Annotated in this window: 21 protein-coding genes, 4 pseudogenes and 2 riboswitches; all 25 genes and pseudogenes read right to left on the bottom strand. The window is 43.8% G+C overall.

What is annotated here, in order from left to right:
* Positions 1–74: 74 nt before the first annotated feature.
* The 25 genes and pseudogenes from RCG23_RS13000 to atpB all read right to left on the bottom strand — a co-directional run bounded on the left by RCG23_RS13000 (position 75) and on the right by atpB (position 25,722).
* Positions 75–311 carry a DUF1146 family protein gene (locus RCG23_RS13000; RefSeq protein ID WP_308176027.1) on the bottom strand — a complete coding sequence of 79 codons (237 nt, stop codon included), beginning with the start codon at positions 309–311 and terminating at the stop codon, positions 75–77.
* Positions 312–534: 223 nt separating this feature from the next.
* A complete protein-coding gene (gene nuoN / locus RCG23_RS12995; protein ID WP_308176026.1) occupies positions 535–2,049 on the bottom strand; it encodes an NADH-quinone oxidoreductase subunit NuoN in 1,515 nt (504 codons plus the stop codon).
* 6 nt (positions 2,050–2,055) lie between these two features.
* Positions 2,056–3,551: pseudogene (locus RCG23_RS12990) on the bottom strand (NADH-quinone oxidoreductase subunit M).
* Complete coding sequence (gene nuoL, locus RCG23_RS12985) at positions 3,548–5,416, bottom strand: NADH-quinone oxidoreductase subunit L (RefSeq protein WP_308176025.1); 1,869 nt, start codon at positions 5,414–5,416, stop codon at positions 3,548–3,550. Before nuoL ends, RCG23_RS12990 begins: the two are co-directional and overlap by 4 nt.
* Before the next feature lie 101 nt (positions 5,417–5,517).
* Complete coding sequence (nuoK, locus tag RCG23_RS12980; protein ID WP_308176024.1) at positions 5,518–5,832, bottom strand: NADH-quinone oxidoreductase subunit NuoK; 315 nt, start codon at positions 5,830–5,832, stop codon at positions 5,518–5,520.
* The gene (locus RCG23_RS12975) at positions 5,829–6,347 is read right to left on the bottom strand and encodes an NADH-quinone oxidoreductase subunit J (RefSeq protein ID WP_308176023.1); all 519 of its coding nucleotides are present in this window, start codon (positions 6,345–6,347) and stop codon (positions 5,829–5,831) included. Before RCG23_RS12975 ends, nuoK begins: the two co-directional genes overlap by 4 nt.
* Positions 6,344–6,763 carry an NADH-quinone oxidoreductase subunit NuoI gene (nuoI, locus tag RCG23_RS12970; RefSeq protein WP_308176022.1) on the bottom strand — a complete coding sequence of 140 codons (420 nt, stop codon included), beginning with the start codon at positions 6,761–6,763 and terminating at the stop codon, positions 6,344–6,346. The genes RCG23_RS12975 and nuoI overlap by 4 nt, the downstream gene beginning before the upstream one ends.
* A 318-nt stretch (positions 6,764–7,081) precedes the next feature.
* Positions 7,082–8,086 carry an NADH-quinone oxidoreductase subunit NuoH gene (nuoH, locus tag RCG23_RS12965; protein WP_308176021.1) on the bottom strand — a complete coding sequence of 335 codons (1,005 nt, stop codon included), beginning with the start codon at positions 8,084–8,086 and terminating at the stop codon, positions 7,082–7,084.
* Positions 8,086–9,185: pseudogene (locus RCG23_RS12960) on the bottom strand (NADH-quinone oxidoreductase subunit D). The gene nuoH and the pseudogene RCG23_RS12960 overlap by 1 nt, the downstream one beginning before the upstream one ends.
* 3 nt (positions 9,186–9,188) lie before the next feature.
* Positions 9,189–10,496: an NADH-quinone oxidoreductase subunit C gene (locus RCG23_RS12955; protein ID WP_308176020.1), complete on the bottom strand. Its 1,308-nt coding sequence runs from the start codon at positions 10,494–10,496 to the stop codon at positions 9,189–9,191.
* 3 nt (positions 10,497–10,499) lie between these two features.
* The gene (locus tag RCG23_RS12950; protein WP_308176019.1) at positions 10,500–11,012 is read right to left on the bottom strand and encodes a NuoB/complex I 20 kDa subunit family protein; all 513 of its coding nucleotides are present in this window, start codon (positions 11,010–11,012) and stop codon (positions 10,500–10,502) included.
* Complete coding sequence (locus RCG23_RS12945) at positions 11,003–11,377, bottom strand: NADH-quinone oxidoreductase subunit A (protein ID WP_308176018.1); 375 nt, start codon at positions 11,375–11,377, stop codon at positions 11,003–11,005. Before RCG23_RS12945 ends, RCG23_RS12950 begins: the two co-directional genes overlap by 10 nt.
* Before the next feature lie 1,222 nt (positions 11,378–12,599).
* Complete coding sequence (locus tag RCG23_RS12940; protein ID WP_308180054.1) at positions 12,600–13,376, bottom strand: transglutaminase-like domain-containing protein; 777 nt, start codon at positions 13,374–13,376, stop codon at positions 12,600–12,602.
* Positions 13,377–13,400: 24 nt separating this feature from the next.
* A riboswitch (cyclic di-GMP riboswitch) is annotated at positions 13,401–13,487 on the bottom strand.
* Between the two features lie 234 nt (positions 13,488–13,721).
* Entirely contained in the window at positions 13,722–15,173 is a 1,452-nt protein-coding gene (hpaB, locus tag RCG23_RS12935) for a 4-hydroxyphenylacetate 3-monooxygenase, oxygenase component (protein WP_308176017.1), read from the bottom strand.
* A gap of 216 nt (positions 15,174–15,389) precedes the next feature.
* Positions 15,390–16,091, bottom strand: a complete 702-nt coding sequence (locus RCG23_RS12930; protein WP_308176016.1) for a class D sortase — start codon at positions 16,089–16,091, stop codon at positions 15,390–15,392.
* Positions 16,092–16,194: 103 nt separating this feature from the next.
* Complete coding sequence (locus tag RCG23_RS12925) at positions 16,195–16,353, bottom strand: LPXTG cell wall anchor domain-containing protein (RefSeq protein ID WP_308176015.1); 159 nt, start codon at positions 16,351–16,353, stop codon at positions 16,195–16,197.
* 10 nt (positions 16,354–16,363) lie between these two features.
* The gene (locus tag RCG23_RS12920) at positions 16,364–18,178 is read right to left on the bottom strand and encodes a hypothetical protein (RefSeq protein ID WP_308176014.1); all 1,815 of its coding nucleotides are present in this window, start codon (positions 18,176–18,178) and stop codon (positions 16,364–16,366) included.
* A gap of 177 nt (positions 18,179–18,355) precedes the next feature.
* A riboswitch (cyclic di-GMP riboswitch) is annotated at positions 18,356–18,451 on the bottom strand.
* A gap of 674 nt (positions 18,452–19,125) precedes the next feature.
* On the bottom strand, positions 19,126–19,533 hold the full coding sequence (locus tag RCG23_RS12915) for a F0F1 ATP synthase subunit epsilon (RefSeq protein ID WP_308176013.1): 408 nt from the start codon (positions 19,531–19,533) through the stop codon (positions 19,126–19,128).
* A gap of 22 nt (positions 19,534–19,555) precedes the next feature.
* The gene (atpD, locus tag RCG23_RS12910) at positions 19,556–20,977 is read right to left on the bottom strand and encodes a F0F1 ATP synthase subunit beta (RefSeq protein ID WP_308180053.1); all 1,422 of its coding nucleotides are present in this window, start codon (positions 20,975–20,977) and stop codon (positions 19,556–19,558) included.
* Positions 20,978–21,058: 81 nt separating this feature from the next.
* Positions 21,059–21,915 (bottom strand): annotated as a pseudogene (gene atpG, locus RCG23_RS12905) (ATP synthase F1 subunit gamma).
* Between the two features lie 82 nt (positions 21,916–21,997).
* A complete protein-coding gene (gene atpA, locus RCG23_RS12900) occupies positions 21,998–23,500 on the bottom strand; it encodes a F0F1 ATP synthase subunit alpha (RefSeq protein WP_308176012.1) in 1,503 nt (500 codons plus the stop codon).
* Positions 23,501–23,524: 24 nt separating this feature from the next.
* Positions 23,525–24,061 carry a F0F1 ATP synthase subunit delta gene (locus RCG23_RS12895; protein WP_308176011.1) on the bottom strand — a complete coding sequence of 179 codons (537 nt, stop codon included), beginning with the start codon at positions 24,059–24,061 and terminating at the stop codon, positions 23,525–23,527.
* Complete coding sequence (locus tag RCG23_RS12890; RefSeq protein ID WP_308176010.1) at positions 24,058–24,585, bottom strand: F0F1 ATP synthase subunit B; 528 nt, start codon at positions 24,583–24,585, stop codon at positions 24,058–24,060. The genes RCG23_RS12895 and RCG23_RS12890 overlap by 4 nt, the downstream gene beginning before the upstream one ends.
* A 141-nt stretch (positions 24,586–24,726) precedes the next feature.
* Positions 24,727–24,939: a F0F1 ATP synthase subunit C gene (gene atpE, locus RCG23_RS12885; RefSeq protein ID WP_027323467.1), complete on the bottom strand. Its 213-nt coding sequence runs from the start codon at positions 24,937–24,939 to the stop codon at positions 24,727–24,729.
* Between the two features lie 70 nt (positions 24,940–25,009).
* Positions 25,010–25,722 (bottom strand): annotated as a pseudogene (gene atpB / locus RCG23_RS12880) (F0F1 ATP synthase subunit A).
* Positions 25,723–25,745: the final 23 nt, after the last annotated feature.

Genomic DNA, 25,745 nt, shown 5'->3' with positions numbered 1-25,745 from the left:
TAAAAAACACGAAGATGAAAACATGCATTAAGCCCTAATTTTTTACTAATTTTAATAAATTTTTTCCAAATTCATTATTGTAAAATAAATGGAAGTTGTTTTGACCACTGGAGATAGTCGAGGAAGAAGTTACTAACCGAAGACCCGATCACAATTGCCAATAATATATACAATACCCTTGCCTGCATCACATGATTGGCGCGAAGCAGCTTTTCCAGCTGGATTGCCTGCAGTGCCCACCACGAAAGTGCGATAAATACCAAATGCAAAATAATACCCAATAAAGCCATTTGTCCTAAATCTGTTACCATCACCAAACCTCCTTTTTTTGCCAACCATAATTTTACCACAATGACATACAATATCCGAAAAAGTTGAATAAAAAGCTTGAAGAAAAAACGCAAAAAAAGAAGGAACCTGCGTCCCTTCTTTTCATATATATTACCCCTTGTATTAACCATAAGCCGCCAAGCTTTCCCCAAAGCTTGAGGCGGCTGTATTACAGACTAAGTCGCCAGCCTGTGACTTTACATCTTATTGCAAAAAGTCCCGGAACTGGTTCGCATGGTTATGCAGGAAATCCAGTGCTGTATTTGGCAGGATTCCAAGAATCACTGTCGCTCCCACGCAGACAGTCAGGACGATTAGAATGCCAACTGGAAGGTTGAATTTAGAATCGCTTGCAGCCGGGCGGAAAAACATTTGTGTCAGTAATCCGAAATAGTAGAAATAGGATACGACTGTTGTCGCAATCATAATGGATGCTAGGACATAATGTGAATTATCTCCTGTGAATGCACCGATGAAGATGTTCAGCTTACCGATAAAGCCAGCAGTGCCCGGGAAACCTGCCAGTGACAGAATCAGAATTCCCATCACGACTGCCAGCACCGGAGACCGGCGGTAAAGACCAGCAAACTTGCTGATTTCTGTTGAGCCTTCTTTTTCAGAAATGACCTGGATGACCGCAAAAGCCCCCAGATTCATGAACAGATAGGCAACTAGGTAAAACCAGATGGCATCAAACATGATGAAGCTTAGATTTGCAAATGCAACAAGGATATAACCCGCATGGGCAATACTTGAAAATGCAAATAAGCGTTTGATGTTTGATTGCCTTAAAGCAATAACGTTACCGATAATCATCGTTGCACCTGCGATAAAGGAAATGTAATCCTGCATGTGCAGAAGAATCGGAACTGATTTCGGCCCGTTCGTCGGCGTAACACCAAAAACTGATAACAGTACGCGAAGAATCAGAATGAAGCCCGCTGATTTGGAAACGACGCTTAGGAATGCCGTAACAGGAGTCGGCGCCCCCTGGTAAACATCCGGTGCCCACATATGGAACGGGGCAGCCGCCAGTTTAAAGGAAAGTCCGACAAGGATCATCAGGAACGCCAGTCCAAGCAGGTAGGCATGCTGTACATTCGCCAAGACGGACAGCTGCTCTGTTATTGCTCTTAGATTGGTTGATCCAGTCAAGCCGTATACATAGCTCATCCCAAACAGTGTGATGGCTGTTGAAATTCCGCCGTTAATGACATATTTCATCGCCGACTCGTTCGACTGCAGCTGGCGTTTTTTGATGCCAGCAAGAATATAAGAAGAAATAGACAATAATTCTAAGCCGACAAACAAAGTGATTAAGTCTCCGCTAGAAGACATCATCATTGCGCCTAACAATGCGGTTAAGAAGAGATAATAAAACTCCCCTCTTGACTCCTCAAGCCCATCCTTCGGTTCATAGCTGATTGCCAGCAGAAGAACCAAAGCCGAGCCGCCGAGCAGGATGAATTTAAACATCTTGCCAAAGGCGTCAAGGCGGAACGTATCATCCAATATCGATACGGCAGGCTGATCAAGCAATCCTGCAAGCGACACAATTGCCGCCAAAATAGCGGCGATACCGATCCAGCCAAAAATCTTCCTGTCCATCTTATTTGGCATAAATAAATCTAATAGTGAAAGCAATGCGGCAGCACCAAGGATGATGAACTCCGGCGCCATGATTCCCCATTGAAATGATTGCAATGTCTCAAAATCCATCCTTCATCAACCCCCTAGCCCAAGCATAATCGTATCAAGTGTCGATTTTAGCGGTGTGCTGATCACACTTGGGTAAACGCCGATTAATACAATTAAAACTAACAAAGTTAGAACCGGTACAAACTCTGCTCCTTTTAAATCTGCAGTGCCGGCAAACTCACGATGCGCTTTTCCGAATGTCATGCCGAGGACGGCACGAAGCAGATAAGCAGCAGTCATAATGATACCAAGTGTTCCAACCGCAGCAAGGACAGGCATTTCCTTGAACAATCCAAGGAAGGCCATAAATTCACTGACAAAACCGGACATACCCGGAAGGCCTAGTGAAGCCATCGCTCCTGCAAGCAGGAATCCAGCTGCAAGTGGCATTCCTTTTGCAATACCGCCAAGATTGCCAATAAGCGAAGTGTCCATCCGTTCATAAAAGACTCCAACAAGGAAGAACAGCAGCGCGGAAATTAATCCGTGTGATACTACTTGGAAGATGGCACCCTGGATTCCCGCTTCGTTCATGGCACCCAGACCGATCAGTACGATTCCCATATGGGAAATGGAAGAGTAGGCAAGGACCATTTTGAAATCCTTTTGAATAAACGCCAGAAACGCTCCGTATAACAGGTTAATGATGCCGAGTACGGCAAGCCACACGGCAAGCTTCTGGAACTGCTCAGGGAAGATCCCCATCCCGAAACGGATTAAACCGAACGCACCAATTTTTAATAGAATCCCAGAGTGGATCATAACGATTGATGGCGGTGCCTGAACGTGAACGCGAAGCATCCAGCTATGCAGCGGGAAGATCGGCAGTTTCACGCCGAAAGCCACTAAAAGTGCGATCAATAGCCCTAATTTTGCTGAGCTTGAGAAAGGCCTTTCGGTGATTGGATAATCTGCATCAATCCATGAATATTGGATGTTCCGGTCTTAGCAAACATCACCATGATCACGATTAGTAAGATAGCAGAACCAAGACCATTGTAGATTAAAAAGCTGTATGCTGCTTTTTCTTTTTCAAAATAACCCCACTTGCCAATTAAAAAGAACATTGGCACCAGTGTTACTTCGAAGAAGACGAAGAATAAAATCATGTTCTGTGCGGTGAATACGCCAAGCATACCCAGTTCGAGCAGAAGGAATAGCATGAAATAGCCCTTCCATTCTTTTTTAATATGGATAGAGGCAATCGCCGCAAGTGATGCGATAATGGCTGTCAATACAACCATGATGAGTGAAAAGCCATTAAGGCCAAGCTCATAGTCAACTGTATAAAATCTTTTATCACCTACAAAGCTAATCCATGATTTTACGACGGAAAAATCATTAAGATTCTTTCCTGCCTGGTAATGAAAATAGCAGGCAAGTGCCAGAAGCAGTGCTGGTAAGGTTGCCAGAAATCCAACGATCTTGATTTGCTTTTCCTGCGTGTTTTTCATGAACGCAAGAACGATGATACCTAGTAAAGGGGAGAATACCAGGATCGAAAGCACAGAAGATAAACTCATTTTAAGTACCCCCCTGTTAACGCAAAGATTACAACTAATAACGCAAGTCCGACAAACGCCATCGCGCCATATGTCTGTACCTGGCCATTTTGAAGCTTTGAGCCTGTTTTTCCAAGGCCCTGAACAAAACCAGATACTCCTTTAACAATTCCTTCAACAAGGAAAACGTCGATAAAACGAAGGAAATAGCTGATTCCTTTTGTGATGTTCACGACTGTCAGCTCGTAAAACTCATCCACGTAATACTTGTTATAAAGGATCGTGTGGAGTGCGTCTCCCCTGCCGCTTAGCCAATCACGTGAAAGTGAACGCTTGCCGTACATCATCCATGCAAGGAAAATACCTGCCAGGGAAACGAGTGTCGCTACAATCATGATCCATGCAGGACCTTCCACATGTCCGTGGCCAAGTGCTTCATTTCCGTCTGTCAGCCAGTCGCCAAGGAAGGTGCCGAACCAAGGCGTGTTCACATAACCGGACACGACTGCCAGCACGCCAAGAACGATCATCGGGATTGTCATCATCGATGGTGATTCATGTACATGCTTCATGTCGCCGCGCGGTGCTCCTGTAAAGACCATGAAGAACAGGCGGAACATGTAGAATGCTGTGAAAAATGCTGCAATTACCGCAAGCAGGAACAGAACAGGATGTCCGCCTTCCCATGCTGCGGCTAATATTTCATCTTTACTGAAAAATCCGGATAATAACGGAACCCCGCTGATTGCCAGCGTTCCGATCAGGAATAACGGACCCGTCAGGCGCAGCTTTTTCCAAAGTCCGCCCATCTTTTCAATGTCCTGTGTATGTGCCGCATGAATGACGCTTCCGGCTGCAAGGAACAGCAGCGCTTTAAAGAAAGCATGTGTCATCAGGTGGAACACTCCGGCTACATAGCCGGCAGAGCCTAAAGCGAGCATCATATAGCCGAGCTGGCTGACCGTTGAATACGCAAGTACTCTTTTAATATCGGTTTGCACAAGGCCGATGCTGGCTGCAAAAATGGCGGTGAACGCCCCAATCACTGCAACTGTCAGCAATGCCGTCTTACTGGCTGCAAACAGCGGGAAGAGTGCCGCTACAAGGTAAACACCTGCCGCAACCATTGTTGCCGCGTGGATCAATGCTGACACCGGTGTAGGGCCTTCCATCGCGTCTGGAAGCCATGTGTGCAGCGGGAACTGACCGGATTTTCCGACAGCCCCGATAAAAATCAGGATGGCGGTAAGCGTGATCCAGCCTTGTGAAACATCGCCGTCTGCCACTGCTTTAAAAATAGTAGAGTATTCAAAGCTTTTTGTTTGCCAGAATAATAGAATCATGCCGATTAAGAGCCCAACATCCCCAATACGGGTCATGATGAACGCCTTTTTTGCCGCAGCCTTTGCTTCTTCTTTGTAAAAGTAAAAGCCGATTAGCAAGAATGAGCCGACACCGACAAGCTCCCAGAAAAAGTAGGTTTGCAGCAGGTTCGGTGAAAGCACCAGACCCAGCATCGCAAACGTAAATAATCCCAAGTACGCATAAAACACATGAAATCGCTCGTCACCATGCATATAACCTTTTGAGTAAGTATGTACCAGACAACTAACGAGCGATACGATAAACAGCATCAATGCATTTAATTGATTCACTTCAAAGCCCGCTGTTAAATGAATATCTCCTATGGTGAGCCACACGGCCTCTGTTTTGTAGGTTGGCGCCGAGAATCGCTCGAATAGCACCAATACCGAATAGACAAGTGATGCAAGCGTAAGCAAAATGCCCACATATGCACTTGACTCTTTCAGCCGTTTACCGAATAGAAGAAGGATCAAAAACGATAATAGCGGGAAAAGCGGTATGATCCATGCAGTTTCCATCATTATCACTATCCCCTTTTTAAAAAGCGCCACTTATCTTTTGTGCGCCAGAGTGTGCCCTCTGATTGGAGAGCATAAAGTCTGTTGATGTTCGCCAGACGTTTTTAGTGTTTCATTGTATCCATTTCATCAATATTAACCGTTTTGCGGTTGCGGTAAAGCGCGATCAGAATCGCAAGACCGACGGCTGCTTCTGCTGCAGCTACTGTAATCGCAAACAGGGCGAATATCTGCCCGGTGATCGACGGCTTCATTCCATATTTACTGAACGTAACCAGATTAATATTGACTGCATTGAGCATTAACTCAATGGAGATAAGGACAATGACGGTATTTCTTTTTGAAAGGGCACCGTACAGGCCGATGCAAAACAGGATTAGTGCCAATGCCAGGAAGGCTGAAGCGGGAACTGAACTCATTCCTTATCCGCCTCCTTCTCGTCTTTTTTTGCTAATATGATTGCGCCGACAAGGGCAACCAGGAGCAAGACCGATGTTAACTCAAACGGAATGACAAATTTTGAATATAGGGCCTTACCGATTTGCAGCGTGTTGTTTTCATACAAATGGTTTGGCTGCGGGTCAAGGTCCAAATTATAGATGCCAATGTAAACGGCAAACGCAAATCCGACCACGCCAACTAGTAAAAACAGCTTGCGCCATATGCTTGATTTTGCCTCACTGGAGTCATCGTGCTTCGTCAGCATGATTCCAAACAGCATAATGATTGTGATTGCGCCTGAATAAATCAGGATTTGCACAGCAGCTACGAATTCCGCCGACAGCATAACATAGATGCCTGCAATGCTCACAAACGTAAAGACAAGGGCAATGATCATATGAATGACTTTGGTAAGGTTCAATAAAAGCACGCCGCCTATGACCGCTACCAAAGCGAGTGCCATAAATGCAAAAAATTCGCCTGAAAACGTCATGCTTTATTCTCCTTCCGAATATTTTCGTCATTTTCATCCAGCCATTCAAGATTCTTAAACAGCATATCCCTGCTGAATTCCGCCAGCTCAAAATTATTCGTCATAATGATGGCCTCTGTCGGACAAACCTCGGTACAAAGGTCACAAAGGATACAGATTTCAAAGTTGATATCATACGTATCAATGATTTTTCCTTTTTTCGTTGGATCCGGATGCTTTTTCCCGGTTAAATCAATGCATTCTGTCGGGCAAATGTTCATGCACTGGTTACAGACGATGCACTTTTCCGGATAAAATTTCTGGATTCCGCGGAACCGGTCCGGCAGCGGAAGCGGCTTATTCGGATAGTCATAAGTCACTTTTTCACGAGTTAAGTTTTTAAGGGTATATTTCAAGCCTTTTGCTAATCCAAGCACGTTTTTCACCCCTTTGTAAAAATGGGAATTTTGTTGGGCCCATCAGGAGTCTGACTGAGGGCCCGGTGCAGCTGCAACTTTATTATTGCAGCTTAAGCAGTTTGAACCGCCCGTTTATGGATATATATTCAGAAAAGCGCAAGCGCCTTCGGAACAAGCTAAAACCCGCTTGTTCCTGCGAAGCCTTTTCTCTTTGCAGCCTTCCTTAGTGGTCACCCCCGACAAGCATAAGACGCACCTCGCAGGAGGTGCCCTCCGGAGAGGTGCGATGAAGGCTGGCCTTTATGACCTCGAGGGGGTAGGCGCTGGAGCTAGACATTAGAAAAATAACGACTTAATTAACGCTGTCAGGAAAATATTTGCCAATGCAACCGGCAGAAGCACCTTCCATGCGAATTCCATCAGCTGGTCTGCCCGGATACGCGGGAACGCGACACGGAACCAGATATAAACGAAAATCACAGCGGAAAACTTTAATGCAAACCAGACGGCGCCCGGAATGAATCCAAGGAAAGAAAAAGGTGCCATCCATCCGCCAAGGAACAGCGTCACAATAAGAGCTGACATTGCGAATAAGTACACATATTCCGCAAGCATGAAGAAGGCCCAGCGGAAACCAGAGTACTCAACATGGTAACCCGCAACAATCTCTGATTCCGCTTCCGGAAGGTCAAACGGTGTTCGGTTTAATTCAGCAACAGAGGCGATGAAAAAGATGATAAATCCAATCGGCTGCAGCAGGATGAACCAGCCATGCTGCTGTGCGTGGACGATATCATTCAAATTCAGGCTTCCAGATAAAAGGATTACTCCCAGTACGGACATAACAAGCGGAATTTCATACGAAATCATCTGTGCCGCTGCCCGCATGCCGCCTAGCAGGGCGTACTTGTTATTCGATGCCCAGCCGCCGGTTACAACCCCAATTGTGGTCAATCCGGAGATGGCGATGTAATAAAGCAAGCCTACGCCGATATTGGCAAATTGAAATTTGTCAGTGAACGGTATGGTGGCGAGCACCATAAACGCAGGTGCAAAGGCGATGACCGGAGCCAGGATGAATAATGGCCGGTCTGCCATTTTAGGAATAATATCTTCTTTTAATAAAAGCTTTAAAACGTCGGCAACGGTTTGTAAAAGTCCCCAGCGGCCTCCGACCTGGTTAGGGCCGTGGCGAAGCTGCATATAACCCATTACTTTACGTTCCGCCAAGATACCATACGTAACGAATCCCAATACGACTAACAGCAAGACGGTGCCAAGTAAAAAGAAGATGCCAAAGTTCGCCCAGCCTGGGCTTGATTGCAGCAGATCTTCAATCATTAACCGTCCACCTCCCCAAGGACAATGTCAATTGCCCCTAAAATAGTAATCAGGTTTGCGATATTTTCGCCCTCTAAAAGTTTCGGGAGAATTTGAAGATTATAGAATGATGGCCTTCTGAATTTTAAGCGGTACGGTTCCTTTTTGCCATCGCTGGCAATATAGCAGCCGATTTCTCCGCGCGGCGATTCGATTCGCACATACGCTTCGCCTTTAGGTGCCTTGATAATCTTTGGCACTTTGGCGAGGATGTCACCTTCTGCCGGGAATTGTTCAACCGCTTGCTCAAGAATCTTTAATGACTCCTCAATTTCAGCCATGCGGACCTGGTAGCGCGCCCAGGCGTCGCCGCCCTCCTGCACCGGAACATCAAACTTAAACCGGTCATAAATCGAATATGGCTCATCCTTGCGAAGATCCCATTTCACGCCCGTACATCTGAGAGTCGCACCGCTAAGCGAGTAATTTAGCGCGTCCTCTTTCGTGTACTTGCCGACACCTTTAACACGGTTTAAGAAGATTTCATTTCCAGTAACAAGATAATGGTAGCCAGCCAGCTGCTCGCGCATGTAAGGAATGAAATCCCTAACCTTTTCGATCCAGCCTTCTGGAGCATCCCATTTTACTCCGCCCACACGCATGTAGTTGAATGTCAGGCGTGCACCGGATAGCTCATTGAGCATATTGATGATCATTTCCCGCTCGCGGAACGCATAAAGGAACGGGCTGACTGCTCCGATATCAAGCAAATAGGTTCCCCACCAGACAAGATGGCTGGCAACCCGGCCGAGTTCCATTGCAATGACGCGCAAATATTCAGCGCGGTCAGGAACCTGAATGCCCATCATCGTTTCAACAGCATGACAGATGACGTAGTTATTGGTCATCGCGGACAGGTAATCCATCCGGTCAGTATAAGGAATGATTTGAGTATATTGCAGGTTTTCAGCCAATTTCTCCGTACCGCGGTGCAGGTATCCGATGACAGGCTTCGCTTCCTTGATAATTTCCCCGTCAATTTTTATCACAAGCCGGAAAACCCCGTGTGTACTAGGGTGCTGAGGCCTACGTTTAATAGCATTTCTTCCGTTCGTAACATTGGCTACACCTCCACATCATACTGCTCATAATCTTTACGCAGTGGATGGCCAACCCATTCTTCGCCAAGCATGATTCGATGAAGGTTCGGATGCCCGGTAAACTTAATGCCCAGTAAATCAAACGCTTCACATTCAGGCCAGTTTGCTCCCTCCCAAATCGGCTGCAGGGAATCGATTGTTGGTTCATCACGGTCAATCTTTACTTTTAAAGCAACAGACTGACGATTTTTGTATGAGTATAAGTGAACATAAATTTCCATATGTGTTTCAAAGTCGGTTCCGTGCAGCTCTGATAAATAGTCAAAGCCCAGGCGCTCATTATATTTCAAAAATTGAGCTACCTTAAAATATGTATCTCGTTTCGCAACAAGAGTTGGAACATCCTTTGAAATTTTATTTATATAGGAATCTTCTAATATATCTGTTCCCAAATTCTCTTCAATTACTTTCACATATTTATCAAGATACGGCTGATTCGGTGATGGTTTGGCTTCCTCTGCTGCTGGGGCATCGTCTCCGCCCGCCTTGGCTGCTGCTGCGGCCTTTGCCTTTGCTGCTGCCGCTGCTTTCGCTTTCGCGGCTGCAATTGCCTTTGCCTTTTCATCGTCACCAGCGGTTCCTGCATCTGCTCCGCCTGCCTGCTTAGCCAGTGCGGCCGCCTTTGCTTTTGCTGCTGCCGCTGCTTTTGCTTTCGCGGCTGCTGCGGCCTTCGCTTTTGCATCATCGCCAGCCTCTTCAGCTGGAGCTTCCACTCCGCTTGCCTTCATCTTTGCCAGTGCAGCGGCCTTCGCCTTTGCTGCAGCTGCCGCTTTACGCTTCGCAAGGTCGGCGTCATCGCCTGAGCTACTCGCTTCAGAAGTAGTCGCGGCGTCAGAAGTCTGAGCTCCTTCCGCTGCCTCTTTCGCCTTCATTTTAGCCAATGCTGCGGCCTTCGCCTTTGCAGCGGCTGCCGCTTTGCGCTTCGCGAGGTCGGCATCGCCGGCATCTGATGCTGGTGCAGCGGATTCCACGGAAGGTTCAGGTTGAGCCGGTGCAGCATCTCCGCCCTGCTCCGCGGCTTTCTTTTTAGCTAAAGCTGCCGCCTTTGCCTTCGCCGCCGCTGCAGCCTTTTGCTTCGCGAGGTCAAGGTAATCAGCAGATTCAGTTGCTGATGCCTCTTCCGGTACAACTGGAGCGTTTTCAGAAGGTTTCGATTCTTGGACAGGTGCAGCTTCACCAGCCAACTTAGCTTGCCTCTTCGCCAGTGCCGCGGCTTTCGCCTTTTCCGCAGCCTCTTTCTTTAATTGGTCGAGATCTTTTTCTCCGCTCATCGGTTAGATCACCCTCTTCCCAGTCTTCGCTTCGTAACGAATCTTTTCCCTTAACTTATTAATTCCATAAATTAAAGCAGCCGGGTTAGGCGGGCATCCTGGTATGTAAACATCCACGGGCACGATCTGGTCGACACCTTTAACAACCGAATACGATTTAATATACGGTCCGCCGGCAGTCGCACAAGAACCCATTGCAATTACCCATTTCGGCTCCGGCATTTGGTCATATAAACGGCGTACAATCGGCGCCATTTTTTTCGTCACCGTACCAGAAACAATCATACAATCCGACTGGCGTGGAGACGTACGGAAAAACGACCCGAAACGGTCCAAGTCATAATGGGAAGAACCAACACCCATCATTTCAATCGCACAACAAGCCAGACCAAATGTCATAGGGTAGATTGAACTGCTTCGCGCCCATGCCTTTATTTGCTCCAGCGTAGTCATAAATACATTTCTCTGCATCTCTTCCATTTCCTGAGGAGAAATGCCATCTAATTTTAAGTCCATTTTAACACCTTCTTTTTCCAAGCATAGGCAAGCCCAATAGCAAGCATTAAAACGAAAATCAACATCTCTATCAACGCAAAAATGCCGAGCTTATCATAAGCGACAGCCCACGGGTATAAAAACACTGTTTCCACATCAAAAATAACGAACATAAGGGCAAAAATATAATAGCGGACATTGAACTGCACACGGGAATCGTGAAATGGCTCAATACCGCTTTCATATGTGGTATATTTCGCTTCACTCGGCCTATGCGGACGCAAAAGCTTACCCAAATTTAATGCCACCACAGGTAGCAGCACCCCAAGACATAGAAACACAAAAACTATCAGATAATTATTCTGATATACATTTAGAAGTTCCATGCCTATCCCCTCCAATGTTGTAAATTTTCATACTAATGAAATTTGTAACCGAATTCATTATAGCACTCTTACAAATAAGTGTCGACATGCCCTAGACTATTATCTGGAATTTCTCCCGCAAGCAAAATCATGCCTTTTCTAGCGCTGCGAGCTCGCTCGCAGAAAGCGTAAAAAGGCGTGATTTTGCAAGGCTTCGGCGGCAGCAGAAGCCGGTGGTGCGTGAGCACCGAGGGAGGAATTACAGGAACCCTAGTTTAGTTGTTGACACATATTACCTACACTGAGCGTTTGCGTGATCTGAAGCGAAGCGGAAGATGACGCAAACGCGAACAGCGACGTGAACTCGTTGTAAGCGGTGGAGGGCACGTGATCTGAAGCGGAGCGGAAGATGACGTGCCTAGCTCCGAGGGAGGTTCGCAAGAACCGATTGAGTAGGTTTTCACAAAGAGGCTAGCAAGAGCCAACATTTGCTCTCCCAAGAACCAACTATCCCCCTCCGAACAATTCGGAATACTAATTTCCTCACTCCCATTTAATTACATAGAAACATCCTTGTCAGTAAGATTTGTCACCATCCATAATAATTTCAAAAACTATCACATGATGAAATACTAATTATCAATGTGAACTAACAACAGAACCGAAGGTTCGCTAAGAGCTAGCCCACACATATTAACAGAACCGAAGGTTCGCCTAATATCTTCACCAAATACACAACAAAAGAACCGAAGGTTCGCCAAAATAAAAACTCATTCAAATCTCATGCATATAACAACAAACTTTGTCGTTCACCCTTCAAACTCGTGCATATATCCCAATCATCATGCATAAAACAACAAGAATTCTTAAAAAAACCACACCAAATTAGTTTTTTTAAAAAAAGGATCTAAAATCTACTAAAACCTTTCATTTTCTCTTCAAAAACTATCAAAAACGCACTGAATTTCAAATCCCTCAAAAAAAATCCTAACCCTTCACATCCAATACACCTAGCAGCCCACCTTCCTTCACTCCTCCATCTTCAACATACCTTCCTCTAACTTCTACACAACTCCCAAATCTTCTACACTTTCCCTCTAAACTATATTCAGCAACAAGACAAACCATTAATCTTTTATTTAGGCTTTTTTCGCAAGATTATCGTTTTAAAATAAAAGACCCTGATTTAAAACTCTCCGCCCAACAAACAAAGGCCGCACCCTAATTGGAGTGCAGCCTGATTTTAATACTCATTCAATTTTTTATACTGTGCAGCCGATTTATATATACCCGGATGTACCCTCGATGCATCAACCGTCGTATCGATGATGACCCATTTTTTCTTTTCCTTTATGTATACCTCGTTCCAGGCGTGGAACTCTTTTACATTAGTAGAATAACCGGTTACCAGCTTGACTGGTATGCCCTGGCTTCTCAGCATCGCGGCAAACAGCGACGAGTAATCGTAGCAGATGCCTTTATTTGTTTTATATGTATTGGACGGATTAGGAATATAACCTGATTTTACTGTTTTTAGTTTTACATAATCATATTTTATCCTTTTCGTTACATATCCGTAAACGGCTTTAACCTTGTCCTCATTCCCCTTTAGCCTGTAGGTCAGGTCATGCGCCTTTTTTACAAGCGGCATGGAAGCCTTCCAGGTAACATTCTGCGTGGACTGCAGAAACATTTGATTCGAATCCTTCAGCGAGAGGCCGACTGATGTTTGAAGCACCGGCTTATAACGGTTATCAATAATCTGTTCATAAATGCTGACTTTATAGTCCCCGTTTTTCATCTGCAAAGGAAAATAATTTATCTGCCCGTTACTTGGCAAATCATAATAATAAATTCTGTTCTCCTTCTCAACAGCAACCTTAAGCTTTTTTCCATCTGTGCTCATGGATTGAACACCGACAATCCCTTTGCTCAGCAAACTCGTATCTACCACGCTATTTTCAGCTGCATGGGCATGATTCGCTGAAAACATCACCAACAAACTTATACACGCCATCATTTTACGCAAAAAAATAACTCCCCTTTCGGTAGCTAGGCTGCCACTCTTCTTAAAAGAGGAAGGCCTATAGCTTTGCGTCCCTATTTTTCAATAGGTTTGCCATTTTCGTTGAAAAGTTTAACCTACTACTTTATTATAAAATCATTTCCCACTTTTTTCTATATCCATTTTTTGTTATTTCTAAAATAACTTTGTTAATGAATGGTGTTGTTTTTCTTGTTAGCAGGGCAGTTTAGTTGAACAAGAAATGTACTACACAGTGGGAAAATAATATGAAGGAAAACGTATCGTATTAAAGGAGTTATTAATGATTTTATCTCTCCTAGATCTACTTCCAAAAACAACTTACTCTTTATTTTTTAGATTTAAAAATTGACTTATTTTTCCGACATGGTTTTCTTTTAGATAGTTTTTGTACAAATTACTGGATAAGCGAATAGGATCACCAAAAAAGTATCTTTCATATTGCGTTTGTCTTGTACCAAATGAACTCATCGTAAGATCCCATGCCAAACGGAATATTTTTACCCGGTCCTTAGCATTCATACTATACGCCTGAAGATATTGGTCTAGTTCTGCCCTGTTTTCAGACTCAAAGGCTCTTTCGGTTGGCAATGAAATCATTCCGCTAGCTCCGATTAATTGTATAATTTCACTGAAACGGGGATAAATTCTTGGAAAAATGTTACTGGCAATCTGCAATGGAATCATACATGGACGCATTAAATCCCACTGATCTATTTTTGCATCATTTTCTGACTTCTCTAATAGTGCTTTCATTGTTTCAAGACCAATGATCATTTCGGAAAGTTTTTCTTGTATATGTTGATACTCATCAACATTTATGGTCTCGACAAGTAGTTGAGCAACACCGAGAATAAATTCTGTTTTTACTATTTGTCTAGTCACAACTTGATGGTATGCGAAGGTGTGGAAGGAGCTTTGCGTCATGAAGTCAGTAGTGGCATCAACATTATCGTAAAAAAATACTCGCTCCCATGGAACTAAGACATTGTCAAAGACAACGATCGAATCCATTTCTTCATATCTAGAGCTAAGGGGATGATTAAAAGAAGATTCTCCTCCCACAAAAGATTCTCTGCAAATAAATTTTAATCCTTTCGTGTTTGAAGGGATGGAAAAGGCGAACGCTTCATCCGGATCAAGAAATAATCTTGGAGCAGTAATAACTAATATTTCATCCGTTAAACCGCCTTGAGTAGCGAGCAGGCGGGCACCTTTTATGATTATTCCTTTTTCATTTCTATCAATAACCTTAGCTGAGATAGGATGCTCCGTAAATCCCAAATAGGACTGGGAACGATTCACCTGGGGAGTAATAAATGTATGTGTAAACGAGAGGTCTTGTTCCATCGCCCTTTCATATAGGGATTGTATATTTTCAGGAAAACAATTTTCTCTATCTTTTAATAGGGAGGCAGAAGAGGCAAAACTCATAATAGCCGTGTTCATATAGTCAGGGCTTCTTCCCATCATTCCATGGGTACATCTCGCCCAATGTTCCATCATCTTTCTCCTTCTCTTTAAATCCTCTTTTGTTTTTGGCTGCAAATAGGAAAGTCCAATAGATTCTTTTTTATCTGGTAAAAAGAAAGTCATTTCCTCTTTTAGAAGGGAATCATTTTGTAAATCATAAAGAGAAGCCTTTGACTTAAGAATCCCTTTAAAGGCAGGATGCTCAGAAATTTTCCCTTTAATTTTTTCACCGTCATACCAAATTTCATTTTCCATCTCATCTAAACGATCAATAAAATCTTTTCCGTTAATGGTCCCCATTTTCTGCCCGCTCCTTTTGTTGAAACCTCCAAAAAATCGTACTAGTTTAGCTAGTTCCATTTTATTGAAAATAACAGCTGCTTGTTCCTAATGGAAAAGCCTTGTTTTAAATTGGGGAAAATGCACAATCTTAACGGAAATTTCAATGCTGCCTTGAGTGTTAAGGAGTATCATGCATTCAAAAAAACCAAGCCAACCTTTATAGGATGGCTTGGTTTATGATTTCTCCAGCTCTGCCTGAATGATCAGCCTGTGAGTGGCCGTTTTTAGTGGTGTACACGTAATCAAGGTTAACCTTCGTTCAGAAGGCTTCCCGACGAGCACAGATGTATTACTTGGTTTAACAACCATTCTGTTAAAAACACGGTATTTATATAGATGCCCCTTATCTTGAATGACAATCTCATCACCATTTTTAACCTCATTAAGACGGTTAAACATTTTTCCATATGTCCAGCTGCGGTGGGCCGCAATTGCCGCATTCCCTGCCTCGCCCGGGAATGCCGTTCCTGTTATATGGCCAGCCGCTATTTTCATATTCTTTAGACTAGCACCTTCTAAAATGGGCAGCTTCACGCCGATTTTCTTTATTTCAATAATCCCCAGCAACCCATCACGTTCCGGCTTATTATCCGTGCTATTTCCCACGAGAGTTTTGCTGCTAGTTTTTTGAATAGTGCTGTCAGGATTAGTTGTCTCCTTGCCTGAAGCTGCCGTATCTGTCGGTGCTGCAAAAACCTGGTTCAGCTCTTTGTAGTTTTCCGCTGCCTCTTTTTCTGGATTTGCAGCGTAGCCGGTCTTTTCCCACTCGGATATGAGTTTTTTCTCCTGGTAGAAATTATACGTCCTGTCCAGAAAAGGATACAGAACAACGGCAATACCTACTATCATTAGAAAAATGGCCGTTTTCGTTTTCATAGTAATCTCCTTATAAATAATGGCTGTTTTCTTATAAATTGTTTGTTTTGAATAACAACAGAGACTAAATAATAGAGGGAGGACATCCCCCCTCTATCAAAACTTATTCGCTCTTCACTTTTTTAGCCCTTAGCATTACTGCCCCTGCCAAAATAATGAACAAGCCAGCAAGATAATAACCGATTGGGCTTGAATCACCCGTTTTTGGCAGCATGCTGAAATACCAGCCTTTTGTGCCCGAATGTGTTTGATTTTCTGTCATCGTGCCGTTATTATTCCCGGAAGCTGGCCTTCCACCTGCCTGGTGTCGCTGGTGCAGGGATGATGATACCGCCTTGATCGTTTCCTCCCTGGTCAGGTGATGTACCTGTACCCGGTGTTGGCAGGCTAGTTCCCGGATCTACTGGTACTGTCGGTGTCGTTCCAGTTCCCGGATCTGCTGGAACAGTTGGTGTTGGTATAGTTCCAGTTCCCGGATCTGCCGGTATAGTTGGTGTTGGAATAACAACTCCTCCGTCACCGCCGCCCGGATTCGGTGTTCCAGGATCAGTTGGTGTTGTTCCAGTGCCTCCTCCATTATTACAGCTTAGCTTCAGCGTTAACACTCCGTCATGGATGGAAGCAGTCATTTTCGTTAAATCAGACAGACTATAGGTTTCCAATTTGCCATTTACCATTAGTTCCAGATGATCAATTTCACTTGTATTCATGGAAGCAGCTAACTGTACAAAAAGATTATTAAGTGGAAGCTTTACTCCATTTTTCAGAACAACAAAGCCACTTTCTACAGTTCCGACGCAGTCACTTAATTCAAGCTTGATTTTTGTAAAGATCGTATCCTCTTTTTCCCCGCCAGTTCCCCAGTTTATCACGATGGTGAGTATACCGTTTTCAAGCTTTTTCATGTCGGCAGGCATTGTGTTGAGTTTATAGCTCGTTACCGCCCCGTTAACATTTAATTCTATCGATTCAATATCTTCATATTTCAACTGCTGGGAAACTTCCGCTGCACCGCCATCCAGGTTGAAATTTACTCTGGTATGGTCCTTCATCACTAAAGTTGCACTTCTTACATGTCCCAGGCAATTATTTAAAACTAGTTTTATTTTAGTTAGAATCGTGGTTACAGGTACATCACACTTTAAGCCTGTACTTATTTTGACCTCTATCGTTTTTCCATTGAGCAGAATTTTCGTCGCATTTGCGCCGTGTGCTCTTACGGTTGTAAATTCAGCCGTTGAATTTGCAGCTACTGTAACTTTACCCGTTTGATTTGTCCCGAGAACCTTATATGTTACTTCGACTTCTTTATCATTTTCGTTGCTTACTCTCCATTTAAGGTTTTTCGTTGGATCCTCAGAACAAATGGAGGTAAGATGGATTTTTTTCAAATCAATTCCTGGCACTGGATTTCCTGGCTGTTCAGGTTTACCTTTGCCGCAGTCCTTTTGGTCAGCCAAAACTCCGCCTAGAAAAAGCTTAACCTTATTGCTGCATCCTTCTTTTTTTGTCGAAAAATCAGCTGTTCCTTTTGCTGCTACTTTCACCTTGCCGGTTTGCTTAGAACCGACTAGCACATACGTTACTTCCACTTCGACATCGTTATCATTTGTAATTCTCCAGTTGTACTGGTTTGGATCTACTGAAGGAAGTGCAATTAACTTTACTTTATGAGGATCACCCAGGTTTAGCTCACCGCCTCCCTCACTCTTGTAAAAGAAGGTAATATGGCTTGTCCCAGGCTTTTTTGAAAAAACAACATTTTCGCCAGAAAGTTTACCGTTTTCATAATAGTACCATTCTCTGCCCGGACCTTCTTTTACATAAATTGCGTAAACTGACAGGTTAGAGGTCCAGTTAAACGATTGCTTCTCATCATTCTGAGCCGAAACATGCACATTGACTTTTAAGTTGCCATCACCTAATTCACCATCAGTTAGCTTATTAGAATTAATACTAAACGATTTAAAACCATGCCCTGGATCAAAGTTGCCATGTGCACTGGCCGATAGCATCGGTAAAAAATTAAAAACAGTTAATACGAAAGTAAATAGGATTGCAAAATGTTTAAGTGTTCTTCTTTTCAACCTGCCTACCCCTTTTCAATAGAAATTAGTGTGATAAAAATTAAACTGAATATTCCGTCTTTTAAAAAGACACCCCCTCTAGTTCCGTTAATTATTATTTAAATTTAAAGAGCTACTGCCCTTTAAATAGTGAAACCAGTATTTAGGCAACAAAAAAACTGCCAGAATAATAGCACTCCTGGCAGTTGGACGATCATGGCTGCTTCAATCGTAACAGCTTTAGACTCCTAGACTTTGCGTCCCACCCTTTCGAATGGTTTGCCGTTTTCAAGATTTTTTATTTTCCATCTAAACCATATCTTTACAATAGTGGAAATACCCGCTTGGTCGGCTACTAAACATATTCTGACAAAAAATTCTCAAAAAAAAGTCCCACAGCTCAGGCTAACGGGTTTACTTTAGTTTTGTCTTAATTCAGATAGTAAATCACAGGGTATGAAATAATTATTGGAGGGTGTGTGAATTATTTGTGATTTAGTAAGAAGTCTTATCCTTAATTGAGTAACCAGTGCTATTTAAAATAAGCGGAGATTTTTCGGTTAGACAGCAGAATAGAGCTCAGTTCGGGGTATATAAGCGGAGGTTTTCCGATTAAGCAAAGCAAAATTAACCATTTTCACGTTTTTTCAGTCAATAGTCGGAATCTTTCCGTCTATTTAAGCTATTTTCAGAGCTTTTTCCTAATTAAGAGGAATTTCTCCGCTTATTTATCAAACTCGCTTTAGCGTATAATGAACTTGTACAACTTACGGGTGCTATAGTAAAAAAAATAAAATTCAAAAAAAGGCTTAGAGATATTTGCATCTCTAAGCCTTTTTGACTGTAAAGTTTATGTGATTTGGTCTGCGATTTACCGTTTTGTACCTCACGAGTAAACCCGTTGAGCTCATTCAACTGTGGGACAAATTTAAAAAAAGCGAAGGACAAGATGTCCTCCGCTTTGATTCTTATAATTTTCTTTCCGTAACGGAAAGGCGGTTGATGGCACGCTGCAATGCAAGTTCAGCGCGTCTGAAATCAACGTGATCCTGCTTTTGAGTATGCAGGCGCTGTTCAGCGCGTTCCTTTGCACGAAGTGCGCGGTCAACATCTATTTCGGTTGCCAGTTCTGCTGCCTGGGCTAAAATCGTTACTTGATCGGGGCGTACTTCTAACAAGCCGCCGCTTACTGCAACCAATTCCGTTTTGCCTTCCTTCTTCAGGCGGACAGCACCAATTTGCAACGGTGCAACCATCGAAATGTGGCCAGGTAAAATTCCCAGCTCACCGCTTTGAGCCTTAGCAATAACCATTTCCACATCTGATTCATACACCGGGCCATCGGGAGTAACAACACTGACTTTAATCGTCTTCATTTTTTACCCTCCTGGTCCGTTATTAGACCTCTACGCCCATGCGTTTCGCATTCTCAAGAACGTCTTCAATACGTCCTACAAGACGGAAAGCATCCTCTGGAAGGTGGTCATATTTACCTTCAAGAATATCTTTGAAGCCTTTAACGGTTTCTTTAACAGGTACATATGAACCCGGCTGTCCAGTGAACTGTTCAGCAACGTGGAAGTTTTGAGATAAGAAGAATTGGATACGGCGCGCACGGTGTACGACTAACTTGTCATCATCTGAAAGTTCGTCCATACCAAGAATCGCAATGATATCCTGTAATTCTTTGTAACGCTGTAATGTCTGCTGAACCTGGCGGGCTACTGAATAGTGCTCTTCGCCAACGATTTCAGGTGACAATGCACGTGAAGTCGAAGCAAGTGGATCCACCGCAGGGTAGATACCCATTTCAGAAAGCTTACGCTCAAGGTTTGTTGTTGCATCTAAGTGAGCGAATGTTGTAGCTGGAGCCGGATCCGTGTAGTCATCGGCTGGTACATAAATCGCTTGGATAGAGGTAACAGAACCTACGTTAGTAGATGTGATACGCTCTTGAAGTTTACCCATTTCAGTTGCAAGTGTCGGCTGGTAACCTACCGCAGAAGGCATACGGCCTAATAGGGCAGAAACCTCAGAGCCTGCTTGGGTGAAACGGAAGATGTTATCCATGAAGAAAAGAACGTCCTGTCCTTGCTCATCACGGAAATATTCAGCCATTGTCAAACCAGTCAGGGCAACACGCATACGTGCTCCTGGCGGCTCGTTCATTTGTCCGAATACCATCGCTGTTTGCTTGATAACGCCTGAATCCGTCATTTCGTGATAAAGGTCATTACCTTCACGTGTACGCTCACCAACGCCAGCGAATACAGAGATACCGCTGTGCTCTTGAGCGATGTTATTGATTAATTCCTGGATTAAAACGGTTTTACCTACACCGGCACCACCGAATAGACCGATTTTACCACCTTTAATATATGGAGCAAGAAGGTCTACTACTTTAATTCCAGTTTCAAGAATTTCTACTTCTGTAGAAAGCTGTTCGAATGTTGGAGCTTCGCGGTGAATGGAATCACGGCGTGCGCCAGCTTCGATTTCAGTATCAAGGTCGATTGTTTCACCTAATACGTTAAATACACGGCCAAGTGTAACATTACCAACCGGTACAGAGATTGGTGCACCAGTGTCAAGCACTTCCAATCCACGGGTTAATCCGTCAGTGGAAGCCATCGCAATGGTACGAACAGTATCATCACCTAAATGAAGGGCTACTTCAAGAGTTAAGTTGATGTCAACTTCTGACTCATTACGCGCTTGAGTGCTGATTTTTAATGCATTATAGATCTCAGGAAGCTGACCGCTTTCGAATTTCACGTCAACAACTGGACCCATAACCTGAAGAACGCGTCCTTTGTTCATCATTTTCCCTCCTTACGTACTCTTTTGAAGCATGAAGGATCGAGGGAATGTTTTCATTCCCTAGTCCTTTTTAAAATAAAACTATTCTAGGGCGGATGCTCCGCCTACGATTTCGGTAATTTCCTGTGTGATGGCCGCTTGGCGCGCACGGTTGTAGCTTAGGCTGTATGAATTGATCAGTTCCTTCGCATTGTCCGTTGCGTTTCTCATTGCGGTCATACGTGCAGCGTGCTCACTGGCCTTACTGTCGAGCAATGCTCCATAGATAAGGCTTTCAGCGTATTGAGGAAGGAGAACTTCCAGAATTTCTTCTGCAGACGGTTCAAATTCGTAAGAAGTAAGCTTCTTAGTCGATGTGATGTCTGAGAAAGGAAGAAGCTTCTTCTCGGATACTTCCTGTGAAATCGCGCTGACATAGTGTGTGTAGTACATATATAGTTCATCGAATGAGCCATCAGCAAACATACCAACTGTATTGCTGGCAATTTCCTTGATGTCTGAAAAAGAAGGCTGATCTGAAACGCCGATGATGTCTTGAACAACATTCATGCCACGTTTCGCAAAAAAGTCACGGCGACTCTTCCGATTGCGATAATCGCAAACTCCTCATTCGATTGATGGCGTTCTTTGATCGTTTGGAATACACGGCGCAGGACGTTACTGTTGTAAGCGCCGGCTAAACCGCGATCCGAAGTGATCACTAAATATCCAGTTTTCTTGACTTGACGGGTTTGAAGCATAGGATGGGCAATGCCTTTGCTGCCCATTGCGATTGATGCTGCTACTTCCTGGATTTTCTCCATGTAAGGAACGAATGCCTTTGCATTCATAACTCCACGGTTCCACTTAGCAGCAGATACCATCTCCATTGCTTTTGTGATCTGGCTCGTCTTTTTCGTCGAGGTAATCTTGGATTTTATATCGCGTAATGATGCCACAGGTTCTCACCACCCTTTTCAAAGTTTGTCCCTTAAAAACTGTTCAAAAGGCAGGCGGATGCCACCTTTTGAACAACAGCAATTACTCGGAAACTGCAAACGTCTTTTTGAAGTCGTTGATTGCAGCAGCCATATCGTCATCGGAAGGAAGTACCTTCGTTGTACGAACATGGTCTAACAACTCTTTGCGGTTGTGGTCTAACCAAGAAAGGAATTCCGATTCAAAGCGGCGGATATCCTGTAATGGGATATCATCAAGGAAACCGCGAGTTAATGCATATAGGATTGCTACTTGCTTTTCAACAGCAAGCGGTTTGTTAAGGTCCTGTTTAAGGACTTCAACAGTACGGGCACCACGGTTAAGTTTAGCTTGAGTAGCTTTATCAAGGTCAGATCCGAACTGGGCAAATGCTTCTAGCTCACGGTAGGAAGCAAGGTCAAGACGCAGTGTACCTGATACACTTTTCATCGCTTTAATTTGCGCTGAACCACCTACACGGGATACAGAAAGACCAGCGTTGATCGCCGGACGTACGCCGGAGAAGAACAAGTCAGACTGCAAGAAGATTTGGCCATCAGTGATGGAAATAACGTTCGTTGGGATATACGCAGAAACGTCCCCAGCTTGTGTTTCAATAAATGGCAATGCTGTGATTGAACCAGCGCCTTTTGCGTCGCTCAATTTCGCAGCACGCTCTAATAAACGTGAGTGCAAGTAGAAAACATCCCCTGGATATGCTTCACGACCTGGAGGACGGCGAAGTAGCAAGGAAAGTTCGCGGTATGCTGCCGCTTGCTTGGACAAGTCATCATAAACAACTAAAACGTGCTTGCCGTTATACATGAATTCTTCAGCCATTGTTACACCTGCATAAGGAGCAAGGAACAATAATGGAGCTGGCTGGGATGCAGATGCAACGATTGTGTAATCTAAAGCACCGTGCTTACGAAGAGATTCTACCGCATTACGTACAGTAGACTCTTTTTGGCCGATGGCAACATAGATACAGATCATGTCCTGACCTTTTTGGTTAAGGATTGTATCGATTGCTACAGATGTTTTACCAGTTTGGCGGTCACCGATGATTAACTCACGCTGTCCGCGTCCGATAGGAACAAGAGCGTCAATCGCTTTGATACCAGTTTGAAGCGGCTCGTGAACGGATTTACGATCCATAACGCCAGGAGCTAATGCTTCAATAGGGCGAGTTTTTGTTGTGTTGATTGGACCGATTCCGTCAATTGGCTGACCCAATGGGTTTACCACGCGTCCGATTAACTCTTCACCAACAGGAACTTCCATGATGCGTCCTGTACGGCGAACTTCGTCACCTTCGCGAATCTCTGTATATGGTCCAAGAATGATAATACCGACGTTGTTTTCTTCAAGGTTTTGTGCCATACCCATAACGCCGTTTGAAAATTCAATAAGCTCTCCAGCCATGACATTGTCGAGGCCATGAGCACGAGCGATACCGTCACCAATTTGGATAACCGTACCTACATCACTCACTTGAATTTCCGACTGATAGTTTTCGATCTGCTTTTTTATCAGCGCACTAATTTCTTCAGCTTTGATGCTCATGAGTTTCACCCCTATCTACGAATCTTAGCTTAACAATTTACGTTCAAGACGGTCTAGCTTGCCTCGCAGGCTGCCGTCAAAAATGCTGTTTCCAATGCGGAGCTTGATGCCCCCCAAAAGGTTTGTATCAACGATGTTTTCAATACGAAGCCACTGTTTACCTACTTTTGCAGCAAACGCTTGTGATAAAGCAGCGCGTTCTTCATCCGTTAATGGACGCACGCTGTATACCTTGGCATCCGCTATTCCTCTTGCATCGTTGGCAAGCTCTATAAATACATCTGCCACTTCTTCGATTTGATCTTCACGATGGCGGTCGATCAAAATCATCAGCGTGTTCAGGACATAAGTGCTAACTGATGCAAATGCATTTTTTAAAACCTCTTTTTTGTTTTCATTCGAAAGCTTAGGAGATTTTAAAACTGCTTTTAAGTCGGGGCTGCTGTTTAAAACTTCTTTAACTACACGAAGTTCTTGTTCCACACTTTCAAGAAGCTGTTGTTCCTTTACGATTTGGAAAAGAGCCAACGCATAGCGCTTTGCTACCATGGAGTTGCTCATCGCTCTTCTCCTGCCTCTTGAATATATTCGTTGATAAGCTTATCCTGGTCAGCTGCATTAAGTTCTTTTTCAATCACTTTAGATGCAATCAATACTGACAAGGAAGCAACTTGTTCGCGAATAGCGGAAACTGCTTTTTCCTTCTGCTGTTCGATTTCAAGCTTTGCAGCTTCTTTAAGTCGATCAGCTTCAGTGCGCGCTGTCGCAATGATTTCTTCACGCTGTACTTCGCCTTGCTTTTTCGCGTTTTCCATCAGGTTTTGCGCGTCAGTGCGTGCTTCTTTTAATAGGTTTCTTTGCTCTTCTAATAGCTTTGAAGCTTCTAAGCGGCTGTTTTCTGCCGCTGTGATTTCACTTGCGATAAGCTCTTCACGCTGTTTCATGATACCCATTAACGGGCGCCACGCGAATTTTTTTAGCAATGCCAGCAAAACGATGAACACAAGCAGCTGGAATATGATATCCCCGCCATTAAAATGTACACCCTCTGCAGCAGTGCCCAATACGAAACTGTTTGTTAACACCCTCGATTCACTCCTTTCAAGAGTCGTTCACTTTCGAAAACTAAGCTTATGGTTTGTCCCATTCAACGTCATTAACACAGACATAAATGAATGGCGAAGGTTTTGGAATTTCCCTCTCCGCCATTAGGATTTTCGATAAAATTATCGGTTTAATACCATGAACGCGATAACTACGCCGATAATCGGTAATGCTTCAACTAACGCTACCCCGATGAACATTGTAGTTTGTAGTAAACCACGAGCTTCCGGCTGGCGAGCGATACCTTCTACTGTACGTCCAACGATAAGACCGTTACCGATACCTGCGCCTACTGCTGCTAAACCAATTGCGATTGCTGCTGCTATAAGATTCATTTCTTGTTCCTCCTTGAGATTGTATAAATAATTTTTTTTATTTTTTGCTCATAAAATGAACAGGTATATATTAATGGTCATGACCCACTTTGTGTGACATATAAACCATCGTTAACATTGTGAAAATGTATGCCTGGATAGTACCAACAAAGATGGAGAATCCCTGCCAGACCATTGTTAAAGGCACAGCTGCTATCATGCCGACAACGCCAGTTGAAGCAAGGCCGCCCGCAAGAAGCGTAAGCAATAATTCACCTGCATAAATGTTACCATAAAGCCGCAGCGAAGAGTCAGTGTGTTGGCAAACTCTTCAATAATTTTAAGCGGGAATAAGAATCCCATAGGACTGAAAAATCCTTTTGCATATCCTTTTCCACCCTTTAGCTTTATGCCATAGTAATGGGAAAGTCCCACAACCATAACGGAAAGCGTTAAGGTGATAATTGGATCAGCCGTTGGCGATTTCCACCAAAGCTTGTCATCAATTACGATTGAAAATGGAAGTCCAAGCATATTCGATACAAAAATATACATGATTAGCGTGATTCCAAGTATGTGGAACCTGCCGCCGTCTTTCCAATCCATTGTGCTGTTGATGATGCCGCGAACAAAGTCCATGATCCATTCAAAAAAGTTTTGAATGCCCGTTGGTTTCAATGCCAGCTTGCGTGTAGCAAGAATTGCAATAAGAAATACGATGGCACTTGCAACAGTGATCATCAAAATATTCGCTAAATTGAAGTAAAGACCCATAAATTCCACTATAGGAGCTTCATGATGCATCAAGGTTCACCTCGCTTCCTTTT

The organism is Neobacillus sp. PS3-34 (assembly GCF_030915465.1).
Lineage (GTDB): Bacteria > Bacillota > Bacilli > Bacillales > Cytobacillaceae > Neobacillus_A.
Note: the sequence above shows the minus strand (reverse complement) of the source record. Positions and strands in the feature narration are given on the sequence as shown.